Origin of the sequence: Paraburkholderia flagellata (assembly GCF_021390645.1) — a bacterium.
Lineage (GTDB): Bacteria > Pseudomonadota > Gammaproteobacteria > Burkholderiales > Burkholderiaceae > Paraburkholderia > Paraburkholderia flagellata.
This window is the reverse complement of the sequence record NZ_JAJEJT010000001.1, coordinates 900,603-920,457: the sequence shown is the minus strand read 5'-3', so window position 1 is coordinate 920,457 and position 19,855 is coordinate 900,603. Positions and strand designations below refer to the sequence as shown.

Sequence of the window (19,855 nt, the reverse complement as noted above, 5' to 3'; positions counted from 1 at the left end):
AACCGCCAGCCGGCGGCGCACGTCCATCGCGCGCCGCCTCTCCCGTCGATGCCCACGCTTTCCGAACTCTCCGCCGCTTCCTCCGCCGACATCGAATCCGGCCTGCCCTTCCCACAGCGTTACTACGCGATCCTCGTGGTCGCGCTCGGCATCACACTCGCCGTGCTCGACGGCGCGATCGCCAATGTCGCATTGCCGACCATCGCGCGGCACCTTCATGCGAGCGCGGCAAGCTCGATCTGGATCGTCAACGCGTATCAGCTTTCGGTGACCATCTCGCTCTTGCCGCTGGCCTCGCTCGGCGACCGCATCGGCTACAAGCGTGTGTATCTGGCCGGCATGGTGCTCTTCACCATCGCGTCGCTCGGCTGCGCGCTGGCGACCACGCTGCCCCAACTCGCGTTCGCGCGCATGGTGCAGGGCTTCGGCGGCGCGGGGATCATGAGCGTGAACACCGCGCTCGTGCGCATGATCTATCCGCGCGCGCAACTGGGGCGCGGCGTCGCCATCAATGCGATGGTCGTTGCGATCGCCTCGGCGGTCGGACCGACGCTTGCCTCGGGCGTGCTCGCCATCGCGACGTGGCCCTGGCTCTTTGCGATCAACGTGCCGATCGGCATCGCCGCGCTCGCGCTGGGTTTGCGCGCGCTGCCCGTGAACGAACGGCATCCCGCGCCCTACGACTATCTGAGCGCCGTGCTCAATGCCATCGTGTTCGGCCTCCTGATCTTTGCCGTCGACGGCCTAGGCCACGGCGAGAGCAATCGCCTCGTCGCGGTCGAATTCGTGCTCGCGATCGTGATCGGCTGGTTCTTCGTGCGCCGCCAGCTTACCCAGCCCGCGCCGCTCCTGCCGGTCGATCTGCTCGCCAACCCGGTGTTCGCGCTGTCGATCAGCACCTCGGTCTGCTCGTTCTGCGCGCAAATGCTCGCGTTCGTCGCGCTGCCTTTCATGCTGCAGGAAACCCTCGGCTTCTCACAGGTCGACACGGGCCTTCTCATGACGCCCTGGCCACTCGTCATCATCGGCGCCGCGCCACTTTCGGGCGCGCTCTCCGACCGCTATCCGGCGGGCATGCTCGGCGGCATCGGCCTCGCGCTCTTCGCACTTGGCTTGCTCTCGCTCGCCACGCTCGGAGCGCATCCCTCCGTATTCGACATCTGCTGGCGCATGGCCTTGTGCGGCGCGGGGTTCGGCGTGTTCCAGTCGCCGAACAACCGGCAAATTCTCTCTTCCGCGCCGCGCGAGCGCAGCGGCGGCGCGAGCGGCATGCTCGGCACCGCGCGCCTCACCGGGCAAACGCTCGGCGCGGCGCTTGTGGCGCTCATCTTTGGCATTGCGCCGCAACACGGACCGACCGTGGCGCTCTACGTGGCGACGGCCTTCGCCGCCGTCGCGGCGGTGGTGAGCCTGCTGCGCCTGATGCCGGGCGCCACGGCGCAGACTCCGGGCTAAGCACGGCCTAACCCTGCGCTCGCGCAGGCACTAACATGGGTTTAGGGCGAGCCGCATTCGCGGCGGCGCCCGGCGAGTCAACCTGCCGAATCGTGCAAAGGGGGCTTCCCATGTCACTGATCGTCGCTGGTCGGTTCACGACCTTCCCCGCTGCCGAAGCCGCAGCCGAAAAGCTGTACGCGGGCGGCTTCCTCGAAGAAGACGTCAACCTGTTCTTCGTCAATCCGCGCGGCCAGCATGCGCGCCAACCCACGCACGACACGCACTCCGCCGCAGGCGCGCCGCCCACGACCGTCGCCGTGTCATCGCATCACACACGCAACGTCACCGCTGGCGCGGTGGCGGGTGCCGTAGTGGGCGTGGTGCTCTTCAGTGCGTTCTCGGCGGCGCTGCCCTCGGTCGTGATCGCGGCCGGCGTGGGCGCCTGGATCGGAGCGCGCATCGGTGCGAGCGTAGGCGCGAAAGCCACCGCGCAACAGATGTCTGCGCACCACGAGAGGGTGCACCGCGAAATGCGCAGCGACGGCGTCCTGCTCTCGGTGCACGTCTGCTACGAGAATCAGGATCTCGCTGCGCAGTTGCTGCGCGAAGGCGGGGCCGTCGATATCGAGTGCGCCTCGGGCCATTGGCACGACGGCCACTGGGCCGATTTCGATCCCACCCGCGCGCCGATGCCGTTCGCTGCGCCGAGCGGCCAGCGGATGATCTGAGCGTCCGCCGCGTTTGAGGCGAACGCAAAAAAGCGGCGGCCCGAAGGCCGCCGCGTGTATGCATTTGCGTCGAGAGAACGTTAGACGGTCACGGGCGGCATGCCCGCCACCGGGGCCTCGCTACGCACGCGCTGCGCGCGGCGCCTGTTCGGCCGCGGGCAGTTGCACGGACGTTTTCCCTGCCGGCGCGGCATTGCGCGCCCGGGCCGTGACCGAAGCCGCCGTCGCGACACTGCGCAGGTCGGCGAGGAACGTATCGCGCCATACCGAAAGATTGTTCTCGCGCAGCGACGCCATCATGTCGTTGTAGCGCGACACGCGCTCGGCGTGCGGCATGGATAGCGCGCGCTCCAGCGCCTCGGCCGTCTGATTCAGGTCGTACGGATTCACGACCAGCGCGCCCGGCATCTGCTCGGCCGCGCCCGCGAACTGCGAAAGCACCAGCACACCGGGATCGTCGGGATTTTGCGAAGCCACATACTCCTTCGCCACGAGATTCATGCCGTCGCGCAGCGGCGCCACATAACCCACCTGCGCCTCACGGAACAGCGCCATCAGCAGGTTACGCTCGTACTTGCGGTTCAGGTACTGGATCGGCGTCCAGTCGAGTTGCGCAAAACGCCCGTTGATGCGGCCCGCCTCGCCTTCGAGATTGCGGCGGATCGTCTGGTAGGTCTGCACGTCGGAGCGCGTCGGCGGCGCGATCTGCAAGAGCGAGACGCGGCCATGCCAGCCTGGCCCGTTCTGCAGCAGGCGCTCGAACGCCTGGAATCGCTCGGCGAGCCCCTTCGAATAATCGAGCCGGTCCACGCTCATGATCAGCTTGCGTCCGCGCATGGCTTCTCGCAGGCTGCGCACAGCCTTGCGGTCGGAGAACTGCGAGGAGGCCCGGGCGATGGCTTCCGGATAGATGCCGATGGGGTACGCCCCGACCTTCAGGAAGCGGTCCCACGCGTGGACCATGCCGTCCTCGCTCGCCGTGCCGTGGCCGCCGCGCTCGATGTAGTCGAGGAAGGCCTGGCGGTCGGCGCCGGTCTGGAAGCCGACCACGTCGTAGTGGCACATGAACTTCATGAGCTCTTCGTGCGGCGGCACCGAGCGCATGACTTCGGGCACCGGCAGCGGAATGTGCAGGAAGAAGCCGATCGGGTTCTTCACCCCGAGATCGCGCAGGCACCGCGCGAACGGAATCAGGTGATAGTCGTGCACCCAGATGATGTCATCGGGCTCGATGAGCGGCTGCAACTGACGCGCGAGCGAAACGTTCACGCGCAGGTAGCCGCCGTACTCCTGGCGCTCGTAGCGCGCGAGGTCATTGCGGTAGTGGAACGTCGGCCAGAGCGTCGTATTCGAGAAGCCCTTGTAGTACTGGTCATAGTCACGCCGGGTAAGACCCACCGTCGCGTAAGTGACGCTGCCCTGCTGCTCGATGACCGGTGCGGACGGCTCCGCGACCGTTTCGCCGCTCCACCCGAACCACACTCCGCCGGTTTCCTTGAGCGCGTCCAATACGCCGACTGCGAGCCCACCCGCTGCGGGTCGGCCCTCCTGGGTCGGCGCAACGCGATTCGATACCACGATCAGTCTGCCCATTGCGGCTCTACCTCCTGTTTCGTTGGGTCCGAAGACAATGCTTCAGGTACGTACGCAAGACGCGTGCCGGTTCGGCAGGGTCTGAGCAAAAACTTTTTCTCACAACCGACCGGACGAGCGAATTCCGCGCGGCAAGCACGCAAGTGCGGAATACCCCGGTGATCAGTCAGGCCAGCAACCCGACCTGCAGACAGTGAGCGGCGACCGGCGATTCGAAGAGAATCAGGCGTCCTGCTCCGAGCCGAGATCACGCTGGTACTCGATGCCCTCAGCCCGCGCCCCGCCTTGGTTGTGCTCGCCGTCGGGCGGCACGCCTGGCGCCGCGCGGTTCTGGCCTGCGGGGTCCGGCGCGGCCGATGGCGGAGGACCGCTCTTCTCTTGCGAATCGCGCGGGCCACGCTTGCCCGTGTAACGTGCGGAGCGGCGCAAGGCAGGATGTCTCATGTCGATGCCTCCAGCGGAAGGCGGCCACGCGGTTGTGGCGTTTTTTATAGTCTAGGGTTCGCCGCGTGATTTCGCCGGTAAAAAAGGTGGCGCTTTTGTAACTAGTACATAAAAGGCATCAGGTTCGTCCGGCCGCTGCGGCATGCGGTGCAAGCAGCTGCGGGCGCAGCGCCGCGCGAGCGACGATTTCGAGAGGAGATCGAAGGGTCGAATGGACGCGTGCTGAGTGTGGCACTTCGCCCGGTTGAGTCGGCGGATCGCCGATGGGCGGCACGTCGGGCTCGCCGGGCTGGTCCGGCGGCGGTTCGTCGGGCTGCGGGGTATGCGCGAGCCAGGGCTTCACGCGGACGGCATCACTGGATTTGCAGCTCGGCATCTTTCGCTCCTCATGATGGATGCGAAACTCACACTGCAAGCGTCGTACCGCCCGCGCGTGCGCGCCACGCGGGCGCACACGCGAGTGCTGCTCAAGCGCCCGCTACGCGCGCGGGCGCATCGCCCTTGCCGGCGCTTTCGTTGCCGTACTCCACAAGACGGTTATAGAGCGTCTTCAGGCTGATGCCGAGAATTTCCGCCGCGCGCGTCTTCACCCCGCCGCACTGCTCGAGCGTCGCGAGAATGAGCTGGCGATCGGCGTCGGCGAGCGAGGTGCCGAACGGGATCGTGACCGCGGTGCCCGCAATCGGTTTCGAGAGCGAGATCTGCAGCGGCACCGTGGCCGTGAACTCGCCGTCGTTGCCCGACATGATGTGCGCGCGCTGCACGTAGTTCTTCAGCTCGCGCACGTTACCGGGCCACGGGTAGGCCGCCAGCATCTCGCGCACGGCCGCCGGAAACTGCTTTTTCGTGCCATGGCGCTCGTTCAGTTCGTCGAGGAACGCCTGGGCGAGCAGTTCGACGTCCTTGCCCCGCTCGCGCAGCGGCGGCAGGCTGATCGGAAACACGTTCAGGCGGTGATAAAGGTCCAGACGCAACTTGCCTTCGGCAACGGCCTGCTCCGGGTCGCGGTTGGTCGCAGCGATCAGGCGCACGTCGGTCTCGATTTCCTTGGTCGTGCCCACACGCATGAACATGCCAGTTTCGAGCACGCGCAGCAGCTTCACCTGCAACTCGATCGGCATTTCGGTGATTTCGTCGAGGAACAGCGTGCCGCCGTTGGCGCGCTCGAAATAGCCCTTGTGCTGCCGGTCCGCGCCCGTGAACGAACCGCGCTCGTGACCGAACATTTCCGATTCGATCAGGTTCGGCGAGATCGCCCCGCAGTTCACTGCGAGGAATTCGTGCTTGCGGCGCAGGCTCAACTGGTGGATGGTCTGGGCGGCCACTTCCTTGCCGGTGCCCGACTCGCCCACCAGCATGACCGAAGCGGGCGTAACCGCGACGCGGCTGATCTGGTCGTAGACCTCCTGCATGGCCGGCGAATTGCCGAGCATCAGGCCGAAGCGGCCCATGCGGCGCAGTTCGCCGCGCAACGTGCCGATTTCGGCCTTGAGGTCGCCCGCGCGCGGCAGGCGGTTCAGGATCGCCTTCACGCGCTGGAGATTGATCGGCTTGACCAGGTAGTCGATCGCGCCGGCCTTGAGCGCGTCGACGGCCGTCTCGACGGTGGCATGTCCGGTGATGACCACGAGTTCGACGCCCGAGCGCGGGTCGAGATCCTCGAAAAGGTCGGTGCCACTGCCGTCCGGCAGCTTCAGGTCGGTGAAGACCACGTCCGGCATCTGCCGCACGAGCTGGATGCGCGCTTCACGCAGGTCGCCTGCCTGCGCGGTAGTGAGCCCATCTTCGCTCACCACGGCCGCCAGCGCCTCGCGGGTTTCTGCATCGTCATCGACAATCAATACATGTGGCATCGCGTCTCGTCAGCCTTGATAGGTGAGTGGCTCCAAAGCGCGAGCGCCGCGCCCTTCGCAAGCGCGCCGGGCAGACTTGCCCGGCGCCGCGGAAGTCGCGACGCACGTTATTGCGCTGCAGTGGAGTACGAAACGGTCGGACGCACGCTCTGGACGACAAAGCCCGAATATTCGCGGTTTTGCTACAACCGAGCAACAATACCGTCAGCCGCGGGCCGCCCGAACCTTGATTGTTGTTGATTTGACTATTATAGACTTATTCGAGACAAGCGGGCACGGCTCTCGCGTGGCCCCGGCGACGCCCGCCTGCCTAGCTATGCGGAAACGGCCAGGGCATACCGCTCGAGCCGTTCATGCCGTTGGCCACCCGGCCTTTCATGCCGTGTTCCGGTGAGTCCGAGGCGCCCGCGGCCATCGCCATTTCGGGGCCCTCGCCGGTGTTGCCCGTGGTATCGGCAAGCGAGCCGCCTTCGCCTTCCCAGCGGCTTATGTCGCGATAAAAAGTTTGCCGTTGCAGGCGGTGACGCTGCGAGAAACGCCAGGCCAGCATGCCCGCCATGGCGCCAAGCGCGCCGACGGTCACCAATTTTCCTACCAAACCGCTGCGGTTCTTCGACATATCGCCCTCTCCCAGATACGCATCGTCAAAGACGGAAGACGCGCGAGTTGACTCGAATGCCATCGCCGGGGGCGTGGCCAATGCGCGGCCCCTACAAAGCAGACGGCGCAAGCTCGTGCAAGTTCCGCAGCAGGATGCGTGCCACGCTCGCTCGCCGATGCCTGGACAGGTCCATTGCCCTGTCATGCGCGGCAGTGGTTAAATGTTTACGCGTTAACGAGCAAACCTCGAGCAAACCCGAGCAACCCCCGAGCCAGATCTCGGAGATGCAAACCTCGCGGCCGTCGGAGCGGCAAGTTCCGCACCTGTCCTGGACGGCCAGACCCGGATCGCAGGGCCTGTTCCCCGATACGCGCAAACGCACGCCGATGCGCGCAGAAGAGAACGCCCCGCACTATATTTGCAGGACGAACATTCCTATGGCGTCAATCGAGCCGGGCTCGCCCGCCGCCACTAAACGAAACAGCGGAACCAGCGCAAACCCCGTCAATACCGCACCGGACGCCGACGCGCGCGCCGCGGGATTGCAATCGTATGGTCTGCTGTACGGTTCGTCGGCGGTCATGCTGGATCTTTATACGCAGATCGACCGCGTGGCCATGACCGAGGCCACGGCGCTCATCGTCGGCGAGTCGGGCACGGGCAAGGAACTGATCGCCCGCACGATCCACGCGCACAGTGAGCGCCGCGATGGTCCGTTCATCGCGGTGAACTGCGGCGCGATTCCCGACGAACTGATCGAGGCCGAGTTGTTCGGCCACGAAAAAGGCAGCTTCACCGGCGCCGTGCAGGCGCGCGACGGTCACTTCGAGCACGCGCGCGGCGGCACGCTGTTCCTCGACGAAATCACCGAGATGTCGCTGCTGCACCAGGTGAAGCTGCTGCGCGCCCTCGAAACGGGCGAGTACTTTCCGGTGGGCGGCAACGAAGCGATTCGCGGCGACGTGCGCATCATCGCCGCCACCAACCGCGACCCCCTGACGGCCGTGAAGGAAAACTGCCTGCGCGAAGACCTGATGTACCGGCTCGCGGTGTTTCCACTGCGCGCGCCGCCGCTGCGCGAGCGCGAGCGCGACCGCGAACTGCTCGCGCAGCATTTCCTCACCGAACTGAACGACCAGGAAGGCACGCAAAAAACCTTCAGCAAGCGCGCGCTCGAAACCGTGCGCAACTGGTCGTGGCCCGGCAACGTGCGCGAACTGAAGAACGCGGTGTACCGCGCGTTCATCCTCGCGGAAAAGGTCGTGGAGATCGCCCATCCGCAACTGGTGCCGCGCGTGAAGAAGCCCGTCACCCAGGGCGACGCGATGAGCGTATGGATCGGCACACCGCTCGCCGATGCGCAAAAGCAGATAATTCTCGGCACGCTCAAGTATTGCGGCGGCGATAAACGCCTCGCGGCACGCACGCTCGGCGTGAGCCTCAAGACGCTCTACAACCGGCTCGGCAGCTACGGCGCCGACGATGGTGAAGCCGAAGCGCCCACTGACCCGGACACGAACGAAGCCTGATTGCCCTTCTCCACGCCTCGCGCGCTGTGCCTCTATCGCGGCACGCTCGTTGCGCGGCAGCGCAGATCAAAGGTCTGTCTGCCGCGCACGCCCTTTTGCAATTTCTTGCACTTTACTTATCCCGGTGAGTAATCGCATGTTGCACAATCCGCAGCACGTTAAGTAAGCAAAACATGCTGGATGTCCGCGCAACGTGGTGCTATTCGGCTAGCGGCAGGAAATCATCATGCAAGAACGAAGTACTCGGGCGCGTGTTGCGCCATCCGTGTCAGCGGCAGTCGCAGGAAGGATTGCCGGTGTGCCCCCGCTCCCCTCCACTCCCCCCCGTCGGCGACACGTCATGTCGCTCACGCTGCTCGCCACGCTGGCTAGCCTCGCGTGCTCGGCTTGCAGCTCGCTCTACTCCGAAGGCGCGCAAACGGGCGCCGGCATTGCCGGCGCGGCGGTCGCCTCGAAAGTGACGAACAACGCCGCCGTGGCGACTGGCATCGGCCTTGGCGCCGTGGCCGCGGCGAAGGCCGGCGTGCAGTACTCCGAGCGCGTCGTCCACACCAACACCCAGAACAGCATCGCGAAAGCCGCGGGCGCGCTCGACGTCGGCGCGGTCGCACCCTGGTCGATCACGCACTCGTTCCCGATCGAGGACGACGAGCATGGCCGCGTCACGGTGAGCCGAACGATCAGCAGCGGCGCGCTCGACTGCAAGGAGATCGTGTTCTCCGTCGACCACGAGGCCACGAAGGACAAGCCCGCTTCGAGCGCCTTCTTCGTCGCTTCGGTGTGCCGCGACGGCGACAACTGGAAGTGGGCCTCGGCCGAACCCGCCACCGCCCGCTGGGGTGCGCTGCAATGAACGGCATGAACGCGCGCACGAGTCGCGCACGGCACGTTGAAACGGATTCGTCGACGTCTCGCCCCGTGAAGCTCATCGCGCTGGCCGCGCTCTGCGCGGGCATCACGCTGGCCGCGAGCGGTTGCTCGTCGATCGGCGCGGCGAGCGGCGCCGCCGCGGCGGCGGCCACGGGCATTGTCACGGCGAATCCCGCCGTGGGCATCGGTGTGGGCATTGCCGTGCAGGCGGCCACCGACGAAGCCGTCGGCCGCTTCATGAAGAACATGCACGCAGACCAGCAAGAGTTGATCGCCGAAACCGCCGGCCGCCTGCCGGTGGGCGGCATGGACATCTGGCGCATCAAGCATCAGCTGCCCGTGGAGAACGGACACGGCCAGGTACGCGTGACGCGCGCGTTCTCCAACGCGCTCACGCTCTGCAAGGAGTTCGTGTTCTCGGTGCAGGACGGCGACAAGGCCGACGCGCCCGAGCAGTGGTTCACCGCGAGCGCGTGTCAGGACCAGTCGGGCTGGGAGTGGGCCTCGGCCGAGCCTGCGGTGGAGCGCTGGGGCACGCTGCAATAGCCGTCCTTATCCGCAAAAGAAAAACGGTCGCGGGGCTGGCTCAGCCCGCGACCGTTTTTCATGCGCGCGACCCGCGCAGCGTTCAGGACTCCACGTCTTCGAGACTGAAGATCTCCGACTGGTCGTTGTACGAGAAGATCTCGCCATAACGGCCCCAGTCGATCACGGTGTCGAGCGTTTCTTCCGCCGCGCCGTCGGAGAGAGAATCCTCCAGTTCCTGCTCGAAGCGCACGCGCGGCGCACGATGGCCCGGGCGCTCGTTGAGCACCTTCTTGATCCGCGCCGCGAGCGGCACGTGGCGCAGCAGATGTTCGGCGAACATCATCTTGCGCTCCTGCGTGCCAAATTCCGCGAACACGCGCGCGGGCGGCGTGAGGAGCACATCGCCTTCGCGCACGTCGGCGAAACCCAGGTTCTGCAGCACTTCCGCGATCGGGAAGAGGTCGTCCACTTCCAGATGCAGCGAGCGCGCAATTTCCGGCATGTCGGCGCGGCCGTGGTACGGCGCGGCCGCGAGCGTTTCGATCAGACCGGCCATCAGGTTGGTCGACACGCGCGGCAGCCAGCTGCCGAGTTCCAGCCCCTTCTTTGTGGTTTCGTCGGTCTGACGCGCGGTCATCTTCGCGTAGATGTCGTCCACGAGCTTGCGGAACACGGGGTCGAGACGGTTGCGCGGATGCTTGAACGGCACCTTGATTTCGGCCACCACGCGCCCCGGATTCGACGAGAGCACGAGAATGCGGTCGCACATGAACACCGCTTCCTCGATGTTGTGCGTGACGATGAGCACCGACTTGATCGGCAGACGCCCTTGCGTCCACAGGTCGAGCAGGTCGGTACGCAGCGTTTCGGCGGTCAGCACGTCGAGTGCGGAGAACGGCTCGTCCATGAGCATCAGCATCGGGTCGACCACGAGCGCGCGCGCGAAACCCACGCGCTGACGCATACCACCCGAAAGCTCACGCGGGTAGGCGTTTTCGAAGCCGTCCAGACCGATCAGGTCGATGGCCGCGAGCGCCCGTTCGCGACGCTCGCGCGCGCCGACGCCCTGCGCTTCGAGACCTGCTTCCACGTTCTGCAGCACGGTGAGCCAGGGGAACAGCGCGAAGGTCTGGAACACCATCGCCACGCCTTCGGCCGGCCCGTCGAGCGGCTTGCCGCGCCAGGTGACGTCGCCGGAGGTCGGCGAGATCAGGCCCGCGATGATGCGCAGCAACGTGGACTTGCCCGAGCCGGAACGGCCCAGCAGCCCGACGATCTCGCCCTCGCGCAACTGGAGGTTGGCGTCGTCGAGCACGAGCAGCTCGCCCTGGGACTTGTTGAAGCCCCGGCACACGTCCTTCACGTTCAGGATTTCTTCGCCGAGGCGCGGCGGGTTCGGAGCCGTCTGCACATCTCCGTGCGCGGCGCTCAGCGTCTTGGGGTTTTGCATCGCGTTACCTTCGATCATTCGTTGTTCGATCAGTCGTCGATCAGTCGAGCCGCAGACGGGACTCGGCATACGTGTATAGCGGGCGCCACAACAGGCGGTTGAACAGCGTGACGAAGAGCGACATCACGGCAATGCCGAGAATGATCTTCGGGTAGTCGCCGGCCGCCGTCATCTGCGCGATGTAGGCGCCAAGGCCGTGCGCGACGACCTTCGTGTCGCCCCACTGCACGAACTCCGCGACGATGCTCGCGTTCCACGCGCCACCCGAGGCCGTGATGGCACCCGTCACGTAGTACGGGAAAATGCCCGGGAGCATGGCCTGACGCCACCATTGCCATCCACGGATGTGAAAGTTCTTCGCCGCTTCCTTGTAGTCGTTCGGATAGGCGCTGGCCCCTGCAATCACGTTGAACAGGATATACCACTGGGTGCCGAGCACGATGAGCGGCGACAGCCAGATGTCAGGGTTGAGGTGAAAGCGCACGATCACGATCACGAACACCGGGAACAGGAGGTTCGCCGGGAACGCCGCGAGGAACTGCGCGAGCGGCTGGACCTTTTCGGCGAGCGCCGGGCGCAGGCCGATCAGCACGCCGAGCGGCACCCAGATCACCGAAGCGATGGCGATCAGCAGCAGCACGCGAAAGAGCGTGATGAAGCCGAGACCGAGCACGTGCCACACCTCGTCGAGCGTCACGCCCGTGCGCACATACGCCACCACGCGCCACACCACGAACACGGTCAGTGCGATCACGAGCACGGCCCAAACGGCGTCGCCGATGCGCGTACGCAAGCCGCCGCGGCCGCGCGCTACGGGCGCGGCAAACGTCACGTTCGGAAACGACGGCAGCTGGATCCGCATGCGCGCAGCCTTGGCGAAGAGCCAGCCAAGCGGCACGAGCAGTTGATGAATGAGGTGGGTACGGCGAATCAGGTCGAGGAGCCACGATTCCGGCGCGTCGCCCGAACTCGTGTTTTCCATCCGGAACTTGTCCGCCCACGCGACCAGCGGGCGGAACAGGAACTGGTCGTACGCAAGAATGACCACGATCATCGTCAGGATCACCCAGCCGATCGCGTGCAGATTCTTATCCGAGATCGCCTGCGCCAGGTACGCGCCGATGCCCGGCAGCGTGATCGTGTTGTTGCCCACCGTGATCGCTTCGGAAGCCACCACGAAGAACCAGCCACCCGACATCGACATCATCATGTTCCAGATGAGGCCCGGCATCGAGAACGGCACTTCGAGCTTCCAGAAACGCTGCCATGCGGTCAGGTGAAAGCCGCGCGAGACCTCGTCCAGATCGCGCGGCACAGTGCGCAGCGACTGGTAGAAGCTGAAGGTCATGTTCCACGCCTGGCTCGTGAAGATCGCGAAGATCGCCGCGAGTTCTGCGCCCAACACGCGCGAGGGAAAGAGCGCGAGGAAGAACGTGACCGTGAACGAGATATAGCCGAGCACCGGCACGGACTGCAGGATGTCGAGAATCGGCACGAGCAACTGGCCCGCGCGGCGGCTCTTCGCCGCGAGCGTGCCATACACGAGCGTGAAGGTGAGCGAGGCGACCATCGCCGCCAGCATGCGCAGCGTGGTGCGCATGGCGTACTCGGGCAGGTTGGCCGGGTCGAGCGAGATGACCTGGGTCTTGAGCGTGGCGATGGGCGCCATGCTCTCGTGAAAGCCCACGGCCGCCATCGCGATCAGGCCGATCATCAGCGGGAACGCGACGAAGTCCCAGCGGTTCGGCAGCACGCGCCACGCCGAGGCGTTGGCCGTACGGTTCAGGTTGAAGCTGAACTCCATTCAGACGCCCTCCGCGCCGGGTTTCAGGAATGCGGGCGACATGGCGTCCGCGCCGCCGCACAGGCGTGGCACTTGCTGCTGGGATGGCGGATCGACAAGGGCAAGGTGCATGGACACAGAATTTCGTTGGCGTTGATGACACGGCGACGATGCCGCGGTGGTACGCACCGCCCGCGCCGTAGTTGCAGCTGACGGCTGGCGGCTCGCGACTGGGCTTGCCTCGACTGAAACGGCACGACACTACTACAACCTTCATGACACTCACAACCGCGCCCCGCACGTCACGAAAGCCTGACCACGCGGGCTTTCGGGGCGCTTTCGCAAGGCCTTCTGGACAGCTTCCGGAACGCACTGCGCGTGGCTTCTTGACGTCATCGTGATGACGTATCGATGACGCCTTGATGACACATCGATCATCGCTCCTGCCACTTCGTGGCCGCCGACGCCAGTGGGCGTCGCTTGCGCGCCACACGCCAGCACACGCGCGAACCTCGTGCGCGAAGCCGCGCTGACCACGCTTGCACCCCTTCCTGCCCGCTCATCGCCGCGTATCGCCGTGCTGACGTCATGCAGCTTGCATGTTGGCGATCTACGCACGCACCGCCGCCCTCGCGCGCCGCCTCGCAACAGCGCGCCGCCGCTTCGAGAGCGGGTTCGCGAGCCCCGTTCGAGGGGTAAAATCGACACGCTCTGTCAGTGGCGCTTCGACGCCCCGGGGGTACCGATACCACGCCTCAATACCACTCACGAACCAGAAGGCCGATGAACAGGAGACTCTTGCGCCAGGCAGCCGGACCTCTCGGGGTTGTGGTGGTCGCGCTCGTCTGCTGGGCGGCGGCCGACTGGCTCGCGGACCGCATGGTCCGCCAGGAGTTCGAGGCGGCGCTCACCGCACAGCGCCAGATGATGCGCTCGGTCGTGGACAACATGGCCGAAGTGATCGCAAGCGACCTCGCCATGTCGCGCGCCATTCCGGCGACGATGGCCGAAACCCGCGTCGTCCAGCAGGCGCTCACCGCGGCCGCGCATTATGCCGCGTCGAGCGATTCGACGGAACTGGCGCGGCGCAAGGAACTGCAAGGCGTGCCGGCGCTCTCCGGCGTCGACCGCTTCCTCCATGACGCCCAAGGCTTCTCCGGGCTCGATGCGATCTGGCTCGTCAACGCCAATGGCATCTGCATCGCGTCGAGCAACGCGCTCGAAAAGATCTCTTACGTCGGCGTGGACATGCGTCCGCGCGCCTATCTGAACGACACGCTGCTCGGGGCGTTCTCCGAAGCCTACGGCGTGGGCACGGCAAGCGGAGAGCCCGGCATTTTCGTCGCCGCGCCCGCCTATGACGACGGCCTGCTGGTCGGCGCCGTGGTCGCGAAGGTCAGCATCGCGCGGCTGCGCCACTGGGTCACGCGCCCTGGCACCTTCGTCGCGGACAATAACGGCGTCATCATCATGGCCCATGACAGCGCGCTCGAAGGGCGAGCCCTGCCAGGTTCGCACGTCGCGGAAATGAACGCAGTGGACCGCGTGAACACCTATCTGCGCGAGCATTTTGCGCCGCTCGAGCTGCGCTCGGCCTCGAAAACCGCGTTGAGCGAGGCGCCGTGGGTCCCGCGCGCCGACGCGGCGCAAATGATCGAGTTGCCGGGCCAACGCTCGCCCGCGCTCTACGAACAGCGCGGCGGCCTGAACTCCGGGCTCTCGGCGCATCTCGTGGATCCGGTCAATGCGTGGTCCGAGCTGATCGCGAACCACCAGCGCGACCGGCTCCTCATTTTCCTCACGCTCGCGGGCACGGCCGCACTCGCGGCGGTGATCTCGGTCTCGTGGGTGCGCGAGCGGCGCCTGCACCACGCGAGCCGCGATCTCGCCGGGCAACTGCAGGCCGCGAACGCACTGCTCGCCGCCGAGGCGCGCCACGACGCCCTGACCGGCGCGCTCTCGCGCCGCTACTTCCTCGACCTGCTGCGCCGCGAGATCGACGCCGCCTATGCGGCGGGTACGCCGCTGTGCATGGCGATCGCCGACCTCGACTACTTCAAGCAGATCAACGACCGCTTCGGCCATCCGGCCGGCGACCGCGCGCTCCAGCATTTCGTGGAAACCTGCCGCGCCGAACTGCGTGCCGACGACGCCGTCGGCCGTCTGGGTGGCGAGGAGTTCGGCATCCTGCTGCCCGCGACCTCGCTCACCACGGGCCACGCCGTGCTCGACCGCCTGCGCCAGCAGCTCGGCAAGCGCATTTGCGCGGAACTACCCGAGGATGCGAGCGTGAGCGTGAGCATCGGCGTGACCGAGCTTGCCGCCGCGCAGGATCAGCCGGAGCGTCTGATGAGCCGCGCCGACCTCGCGCTCTACATGGCGAAGGCGGCTGGGCGCGACCGTTGCGAAGCCATGACGGCCGAGGGCGTCGTCCCGCCGCGCGCCGCGGCGCCGACCTGGTGAGTGCGCAACGAACGGCTGTAACTCCTCAAACGAGAGATGCCCGTACCAGGCTGCGGGGCTCGTCCGGCTCAACCGGCGAGGCGCGGTATGATGGGATGAACGGTGCGCGCCAGTCCATGCGGCGCGCATGAGTCAAACCGCGCCACTTCGGTGTTCCGCACAAATCTGGAGGCATGCATGAAGGGAAATCTGGTCATTGTCTGCCGCGATCAGGATGCGCTCGCGTTCGACCAGTTGATGGTCGAGTACGGCGCGTTCCAGACGCGCCTGTCATCGACCGCGTGGTACCTGAAACTCGACGCCACGCCCGAGCTGATTCAGGAAGAGATACTTGCCCGCCTCGGCAAGTACACCACGCACTACATCTTCGAGGCCGACACCGTGACGTACAACACGGTGGACAACGATGCCGCCGCCGCGCTCGATACGCTTTTCACGGCCTGAGCGGCTGCGTCTGGCTTCATCTGGCATCACCTGGCGTCGCTGAGGCGGCGCCTTCGGACGGAACCTCACGCAACACCCAGGCCGCACCCATCCGGCCATGCCCCACCTGCGCGGTGCGGGCGCCCGCAAGCCAAACAACCGCGAATTACCAGATCTGCGCCGCTTCGGTTACGGTGCGCTCCACCACGTCGAACGCAAACGTCATGCGCACCGCAAGCCCGCCGCTTTCGCCGTTGCCGATTGAGAGCTCGCCGCCCGCGCGGCGCACGAGGCGCTCGACGATCGCGAGCCCCAAGCCGCTGTGGCCGTTGCCGCCGCGCGCGGGGTCAAGCCTCACGAACGGCCGGCTCGCCTGCGTGAGATCCTGGTCGGGGATGCCCTTGCCGTGGTCGCGCACGGTGAGCGAAAAACCCGTTGCCCCGCGCTCGCTCTCGATCACGACGGGCGGTGCGCCATACGCGTTGGCGTTGTCGAGCAGGTTCGAGACCACGCGCTCGAGCGTGGCGGCGGGCAGACGAAACTCCGGACCCGCGCGCAGGCGCATTTCGATTGCAATCGTTTCGCCGTTCGCCGTGCGGTGGTTGCGCGCAATGCGCTCGCACTGATCGTCGACCTCAACGGGTTCGCTGCGATCGGCCCCGTCGTGCGCGAACACGAGAAACTGGTCGACGATGTGCGCCATCGACTCCACGTCGCGTACCACGCCGTCGCGCACCTTTTGCTCGTCCATCATTTCGGCGCGCAGGCGCAGCCGCGCAAGCGGTGTCTTGAGATCGTGCGCCACGCCCGCCAGCATGACGGCGCGGTCTTTCTCGGTGCGCTCGACTTCCTTGACCATCTGATTGAACCCGAGTGTGAGCTGGCGCATCTCGCGCGGCCCGCGCTCGGGCACGGGTGGCACCGGCTCGCCCCGGCCAAAACGGCCCACGGCCTGCGCGAGCGCGCTCAGAGGCTGTTGCAGCATCCATGCGGCCACGAGCGCGGCGATGACGGCGGTGGCAAAAATGGTGATGACCCAAGGCAGAAGCTTGTCGAGCGGCCGCATGATGCGCAACGGCTGGCCCGGCAAGACGATCCAGCGGGCGTCCTGCGGCCCGCGCACCCAGAGTGTGGGCGGCCCGCCGGGCGGTCCGACGCGCACGTCGGTGCCGGGCGGCATGCGCTCGCGCACGTCGTCGATGAAACGGCGCAGCGGCTCAGGCATGCGTTCGGTGACCGGCGGCACGGCGGAGCTTGCCGGGTCGACGAGCTGCACGCGCGAAGGCAGCGGCTGGTCGGGCTCGCGCACGACGTGCTGGCGCACCGCGTCGACGAGGAAGGTCGCCTCCTCGACGGCGTAGCGCGTTTGCATCTGGTTGTGTTCGACGCGCATGAGCGCGAACCAGGCGACATGCGACACCAGCAGAACGCCGACGAAGATGACCGCGAGGCGCCCGAACAGCGAATCAACCGGCCGGCGCATGGTTGCCCTGCTCTCCGTCGGGAACGAACACGTAGCCGCGGCCGCGCACGGTCTGGATGAAGCGCGGCGTGGACGGATCGCTTTCGAGAATGCGCCGCAGACGCCACACCTGAACGTCAATGCCGCGGTCCGTGCCGTCGTACTCGGGACCGTGCAGCAATTCCAGCAGCCGCTCGCGCGTGAGCGTGCGCATGGGGTGGTTCACGAAAATCTTCAGAAGCGCGAATTCGCTGCCCGACAGCATGATGGGCTTGCCTTCCTGCTGAAGCGTGCGCGACTGGAAGTCGAGCGTGAAGCGGCCGAACGCGTACGGCTCGCGCTGCTCGGGCGCCGCGGCCGAAGGCAGCGTGCGGCGCCGGCGCAGCACCGCCTGCACGCGCGCGAGCAGCTCGCGCGGGTTGAACGGCTTGCCGAGGTAGTCGTCCGCGCCGAGTTCGAGGCCGACGATGCGGTCCACGTCGTCCGCGCGCGCCGTGAGCATGATGACGGGGATGTCGTCGCCGGCCGCGCGCAGCTTGCGCAGCGCAGTCAGGCCGTCCACGCCCGGCATCATCAGGTCGAGCACGATCAGGTCGGGGCGCTCGCGCTCGAGCCGCCGCTCCAGCGAGCCGGCGTCGTGCAGCACCGAGACTTCCATGCCCTGGCGCGCCAGATAGTCGCGCAGGAGGTCGCGTAGTTCGAGGTCGTCGTCGACGACAAGGATTTGAGTAGCCATGGGATGAAGTGTAACGCGCACGCGCGGGCCGTTTGCTTACAGCTCTTCCACCTGGGTTACGAGGTGTTACCGCGAAAGGCGCGTGTAATGTCGCGTAATCTCGGCGGCCTGCCGCGTAACACGCGCCACCTGACGGGTCGATACGCTAGGGACACCGGTTGCGAGCGCCACCACTTCTGAAAGCGCCGCGCCAGACCGGATAAAACCCTCATGGATTTGTCAGGAGCATCACCATGTACAAGACGACTTCGCGCCTTCTCGCTATCGCCGCTGCCTCGCTCGCGCTCACCGTGGGCGCCACCGCCGCTAACGCCCAGACGCCGCCCCCGGGCGGTCCCGGCATGATGCAGCACGGTCCCGGCATGCACGGCGACTTCATGCTCGGCTTCAAGAAACTGCACGACAAGCTGAACCTGAACGCCGCGCAGGAAAAGCAATGGCAGGCCGCGCTCGACACGATGAAGCAGAACCATCAGGCCATGCGCAAGAATCACGAACAGATGAAGCAGCAGTTCGATTCGATGAAGAACCAGCCGATCCTCGACCTGAACGCCATGCACACGGCGCACGAGCAGGTCGAGCAGCAGAACCAGCAACTGCGTGAGCAAACCACGCAAGCGTGGCTCGCGTTCTACAACGGCCTGAACGATCAGCAGAAGACGACCGTGAGCACGGCGATCAAGGAACGCTTCGCGAAGATGGAGCAGCGCCACGACCAGATGCGCCAGCGGTGGGAGCAGCATAACAAGGGCGGCGCTTCGGCACCGGCCGCGCAGGAGTAATCGGACCCCACACGCGCCGCCCCGGGGCGGCGCGCCGATACGAAATTGCGCGAAAATGCGCGCAAATGTGCGCAAACGTGCGCAACTGTGTGACTAAGCGCCGCGGGATTCGCACCCCGCGGCGCTTTTTTCGTGGCGCGGGCATTTGCCCGCCCCTCGCGATCCAACGCTCAGGCGAGATCGAACAGCAGCACTTCCGCCGCCGCGCCACTCGCGAGCGCGACACCTGCCTCGTCTTCGATCATCGCGGCATCGCCGGCTTCGAGGCGCTGGCCGTTCACATCCAGCGCGCCGCGCGCGACGTGGAGATAAACGCGCCGCCCGGCGGGCACCGCATATTCGACGCGCTCCTCGCCGTCCACGAGTCCCGCGTAGATCGAGGCATCCGAGCGCACCGTCACCGAGCCGTCACGCCCATCGGGAGAGGCGACGAGGCGCAGCCGCCCGCGCTTGTCGGCGTCGTCGAAGCGCTTTTCCTCGTAGCCGGGCGCCCCGCCGCGCTCGCGCGGCAGCAGCCAGATTTGCAGCAGGTGCGCTTCCTCTTCCTTCGAGCCGTTGAACTCGCTGTGCATCACGCCCGTGCCGGCGCTCATGCGCTGCACGTCGCCGGGACGGATGGTCGAGCCGTTACCCATGCTGTCGCGATGCGCAAGCGCGCCGGCAAGCACGTAGGTCACGATCTCCATATCGCGGTGACCGTGCGCCCCGAAGCCCTGCCCGCCAGCGATGCGGTCGTCGTTGAGCACCCGCAGCGCACCGTAATGCATGTGCGCTTCGTCGAAGTAGTCGGCAAACGAAAAACTGTGGTACGAGTCGAGCCAGCCGTGGTTGGCGTGGCCGCGTTCGTCAGCGCGTCGGATGGTCAGCATGGCAATCTCCGGTCAATCATGTCGATGTCCGAAGGTAAGGGCGGCGGCCCGCTTGCACAATCCGCAGCGGCGCACCGCATCGTTTCGCCAGCAACATCAATGGGCTGCGCTGCCAGCGCCGCCCTCCGTCAGACTGGCACGCCCTCCGGCTTCGGGTAAAATACCGCGCTTTTCGGCCAGCGCGAGCCCGATGGCCCGGCGTGGACAACCCGGGGCGGCTACCCCGCCTCGCCAACATGCGTTTGCGCCGGGGCCGGACTGCGTTGCGCTTTCCGACCCGCATTTTTGATCGCCTAGAATGGCG

17 protein-coding genes and 2 pseudogenes are annotated in these 19,855 nt (G+C 66.3%); 8 read left to right on the top strand and 11 right to left on the bottom strand.

Features of this window, described 5'->3' with window-relative positions; genetic code table 11:
• Positions 1-48: 48 nt before the first annotated feature.
• Entirely contained in the window at positions 49-1,455 is a 1,407-nt protein-coding gene (locus L0U83_RS03970) for an MFS transporter (protein WP_233880727.1), read from the top strand.
• A gap of 110 nt (positions 1,456-1,565) precedes the next feature.
• Positions 1,566-2,165, top strand: coding sequence for a hypothetical protein (locus L0U83_RS03965; RefSeq protein ID WP_233880725.1), 600 nt, complete (start codon positions 1,566-1,568; stop codon positions 2,163-2,165).
• Between the two features lie 120 nt (positions 2,166-2,285).
• On the opposite strand, the gene otsA is transcribed toward L0U83_RS03965, so the two are convergent.
• The 5 genes from otsA to L0U83_RS03940 form a co-directional block, all read right to left on the bottom strand.
• The gene (gene otsA / locus L0U83_RS03960; RefSeq protein WP_233880722.1) at positions 2,286-3,758 is read right to left on the bottom strand and encodes an alpha,alpha-trehalose-phosphate synthase (UDP-forming); all 1,473 of its coding nucleotides are present in this window, start codon (positions 3,756-3,758) and stop codon (positions 2,286-2,288) included.
• Between the two features lie 222 nt (positions 3,759-3,980).
• Positions 3,981-4,202, bottom strand: coding sequence for a hypothetical protein (locus L0U83_RS03955; protein WP_233880720.1), 222 nt, complete (start codon positions 4,200-4,202; stop codon positions 3,981-3,983).
• 118 nt (positions 4,203-4,320) lie between these two features.
• Complete coding sequence (locus tag L0U83_RS03950; RefSeq protein WP_233880718.1) at positions 4,321-4,578, bottom strand: hypothetical protein; 258 nt, start codon at positions 4,576-4,578, stop codon at positions 4,321-4,323.
• Between the two features lie 91 nt (positions 4,579-4,669).
• Entirely contained in the window at positions 4,670-6,055 is a 1,386-nt protein-coding gene (locus L0U83_RS03945; RefSeq protein WP_233880716.1) for a sigma-54-dependent transcriptional regulator, read from the bottom strand.
• Positions 6,056-6,365: 310 nt separating this feature from the next.
• Positions 6,366-6,674, bottom strand: a complete 309-nt coding sequence (locus tag L0U83_RS03940) for a hypothetical protein (protein ID WP_233880712.1) — start codon at positions 6,672-6,674, stop codon at positions 6,366-6,368.
• Between the two features lie 419 nt (positions 6,675-7,093).
• Here L0U83_RS03940 and L0U83_RS03935 point away from each other — a divergent pair, with 419 nt between their 5' ends.
• From L0U83_RS03935 to L0U83_RS03925, 3 genes are all read left to right on the top strand, one after another.
• The gene (locus tag L0U83_RS03935) at positions 7,094-8,185 is read left to right on the top strand and encodes a sigma-54 interaction domain-containing protein (protein WP_233880710.1); all 1,092 of its coding nucleotides are present in this window, start codon (positions 7,094-7,096) and stop codon (positions 8,183-8,185) included.
• Between the two features lie 340 nt (positions 8,186-8,525).
• Positions 8,526-9,038 (top strand): hypothetical protein, encoded by a 513-nt coding sequence (locus L0U83_RS03930; RefSeq protein WP_233880707.1) that lies wholly within the window; start codon positions 8,526-8,528, stop codon positions 9,036-9,038.
• Between the two features lie 5 nt (positions 9,039-9,043).
• Positions 9,044-9,601 carry a hypothetical protein gene (locus L0U83_RS03925; protein WP_233883705.1) on the top strand — a complete coding sequence of 186 codons (558 nt, stop codon included), beginning with the start codon at positions 9,044-9,046 and terminating at the stop codon, positions 9,599-9,601.
• An 82-nt stretch (positions 9,602-9,683) separates the two neighbouring features.
• Here the strand turns inward: L0U83_RS03925 and L0U83_RS03920 are convergent, their stop codons facing one another.
• From L0U83_RS03920 to L0U83_RS40800, 3 genes and pseudogenes are all read right to left on the bottom strand, one after another.
• Complete coding sequence (locus tag L0U83_RS03920) at positions 9,684-11,033, bottom strand: ABC transporter ATP-binding protein (RefSeq protein WP_233883703.1); 1,350 nt, start codon at positions 11,031-11,033, stop codon at positions 9,684-9,686.
• A 40-nt stretch (positions 11,034-11,073) separates the two neighbouring features.
• Positions 11,074-11,808 (bottom strand): annotated as a pseudogene (locus L0U83_RS40805) (ABC transporter permease subunit); the annotation flags it as partial.
• An 86-nt stretch (positions 11,809-11,894) separates the two neighbouring features.
• Positions 11,895-12,837, bottom strand: a pseudogene (locus L0U83_RS40800) (ABC transporter permease subunit); the annotation flags it as partial.
• Positions 12,838-13,599: 762 nt separating this feature from the next.
• Here L0U83_RS40800 and L0U83_RS03910 point away from each other — a divergent pair.
• Both L0U83_RS03910 and L0U83_RS03905 read left to right on the top strand, forming a co-directional pair.
• Complete coding sequence (locus L0U83_RS03910) at positions 13,600-15,279, top strand: GGDEF domain-containing protein (protein WP_233880701.1); 1,680 nt, start codon at positions 13,600-13,602, stop codon at positions 15,277-15,279.
• 177 nt (positions 15,280-15,456) lie between these two features.
• Positions 15,457-15,723 (top strand): double-stranded DNA-specific endonuclease, encoded by a 267-nt coding sequence (locus L0U83_RS03905; RefSeq protein WP_233880697.1) that lies wholly within the window; start codon positions 15,457-15,459, stop codon positions 15,721-15,723.
• A 145-nt stretch (positions 15,724-15,868) separates the two neighbouring features.
• Here the strand turns inward: L0U83_RS03905 and L0U83_RS03900 are convergent, their stop codons facing one another.
• Complete coding sequence (locus L0U83_RS03900) at positions 15,869-17,185, bottom strand: ATP-binding protein (RefSeq protein WP_233880695.1); 1,317 nt, start codon at positions 17,183-17,185, stop codon at positions 15,869-15,871.
• Positions 17,169-17,900, bottom strand: coding sequence for a response regulator (locus L0U83_RS03895; RefSeq protein ID WP_233880693.1), 732 nt, complete (start codon positions 17,898-17,900; stop codon positions 17,169-17,171). Before L0U83_RS03895 ends, L0U83_RS03900 begins: the two co-directional genes overlap by 17 nt.
• Positions 17,901-18,133: 233 nt before the next feature.
• On the opposite strand from L0U83_RS03895, the gene L0U83_RS03890 reads away from it, so the two are divergent.
• Entirely contained in the window at positions 18,134-18,682 is a 549-nt protein-coding gene (locus L0U83_RS03890) for a Spy/CpxP family protein refolding chaperone (protein WP_233880691.1), read from the top strand.
• A 170-nt stretch (positions 18,683-18,852) separates the two neighbouring features.
• Here L0U83_RS03890 and L0U83_RS03885 read toward each other — a convergent pair whose 3' ends face one another.
• Positions 18,853-19,551 (bottom strand): pirin family protein, encoded by a 699-nt coding sequence (locus tag L0U83_RS03885; protein ID WP_233880689.1) that lies wholly within the window; start codon positions 19,549-19,551, stop codon positions 18,853-18,855.
• Between the last annotated feature and the right edge of the window lie 304 nt (positions 19,552-19,855).

Excerpts from the sequence above, each read along its gene's own strand:
- L0U83_RS03900 (WP_233880695.1), bottom strand. The coding sequence starts at position 17,185 with ATGCGCCGGCCGGTTGATTCGCTGTTCGGGCGCCTCGCGGTCATCTTC.
- L0U83_RS03895 (WP_233880693.1), bottom strand. The coding sequence starts at position 17,900 with ATGGCTACTCAAATCCTTGTCGTCGACGACGACCTCGAACTACGCGAC.
- L0U83_RS03940 (WP_233880712.1), bottom strand. The coding sequence starts at position 6,674 with ATGTCGAAGAACCGCAGCGGTTTGGTAGGAAAATTGGTGACCGTCGGC.
- L0U83_RS03930 (WP_233880707.1), top strand. The coding sequence starts at position 8,526 with ATGTCGCTCACGCTGCTCGCCACGCTGGCTAGCCTCGCGTGCTCGGCT.
- L0U83_RS03885 (WP_233880689.1), bottom strand. The coding sequence starts at position 19,551 with ATGCTGACCATCCGACGCGCTGACGAACGCGGCCACGCCAACCACGGC.
- L0U83_RS03955 (WP_233880720.1), bottom strand. The coding sequence starts at position 4,202 with ATGAGACATCCTGCCTTGCGCCGCTCCGCACGTTACACGGGCAAGCGT.
- L0U83_RS03925 (WP_233883705.1), top strand. The coding sequence starts at position 9,044 with ATGAACGCGCGCACGAGTCGCGCACGGCACGTTGAAACGGATTCGTCG.
- L0U83_RS03890 (WP_233880691.1), top strand. The coding sequence starts at position 18,134 with ATGTACAAGACGACTTCGCGCCTTCTCGCTATCGCCGCTGCCTCGCTC.
- L0U83_RS03920 (WP_233883703.1), bottom strand. The coding sequence starts at position 11,033 with ATGCAAAACCCCAAGACGCTGAGCGCCGCGCACGGAGATGTGCAGACG.
- L0U83_RS03945 (WP_233880716.1), bottom strand. The coding sequence starts at position 6,055 with ATGCCACATGTATTGATTGTCGATGACGATGCAGAAACCCGCGAGGCG.
- L0U83_RS03910 (WP_233880701.1), top strand. The coding sequence starts at position 13,600 with ATGAACAGGAGACTCTTGCGCCAGGCAGCCGGACCTCTCGGGGTTGTG.
- L0U83_RS03950 (WP_233880718.1), bottom strand. The coding sequence starts at position 4,578 with ATGCCGAGCTGCAAATCCAGTGATGCCGTCCGCGTGAAGCCCTGGCTC.
- L0U83_RS03905 (WP_233880697.1), top strand. The coding sequence starts at position 15,457 with ATGAAGGGAAATCTGGTCATTGTCTGCCGCGATCAGGATGCGCTCGCG.
- otsA (WP_233880722.1), bottom strand. The coding sequence starts at position 3,758 with ATGGGCAGACTGATCGTGGTATCGAATCGCGTTGCGCCGACCCAGGAG.
- L0U83_RS03970 (WP_233880727.1), top strand. The coding sequence starts at position 49 with ATGCCCACGCTTTCCGAACTCTCCGCCGCTTCCTCCGCCGACATCGAA.
- L0U83_RS03965 (WP_233880725.1), top strand. The coding sequence starts at position 1,566 with ATGTCACTGATCGTCGCTGGTCGGTTCACGACCTTCCCCGCTGCCGAA.
- L0U83_RS03935 (WP_233880710.1), top strand. The coding sequence starts at position 7,094 with ATGGCGTCAATCGAGCCGGGCTCGCCCGCCGCCACTAAACGAAACAGC.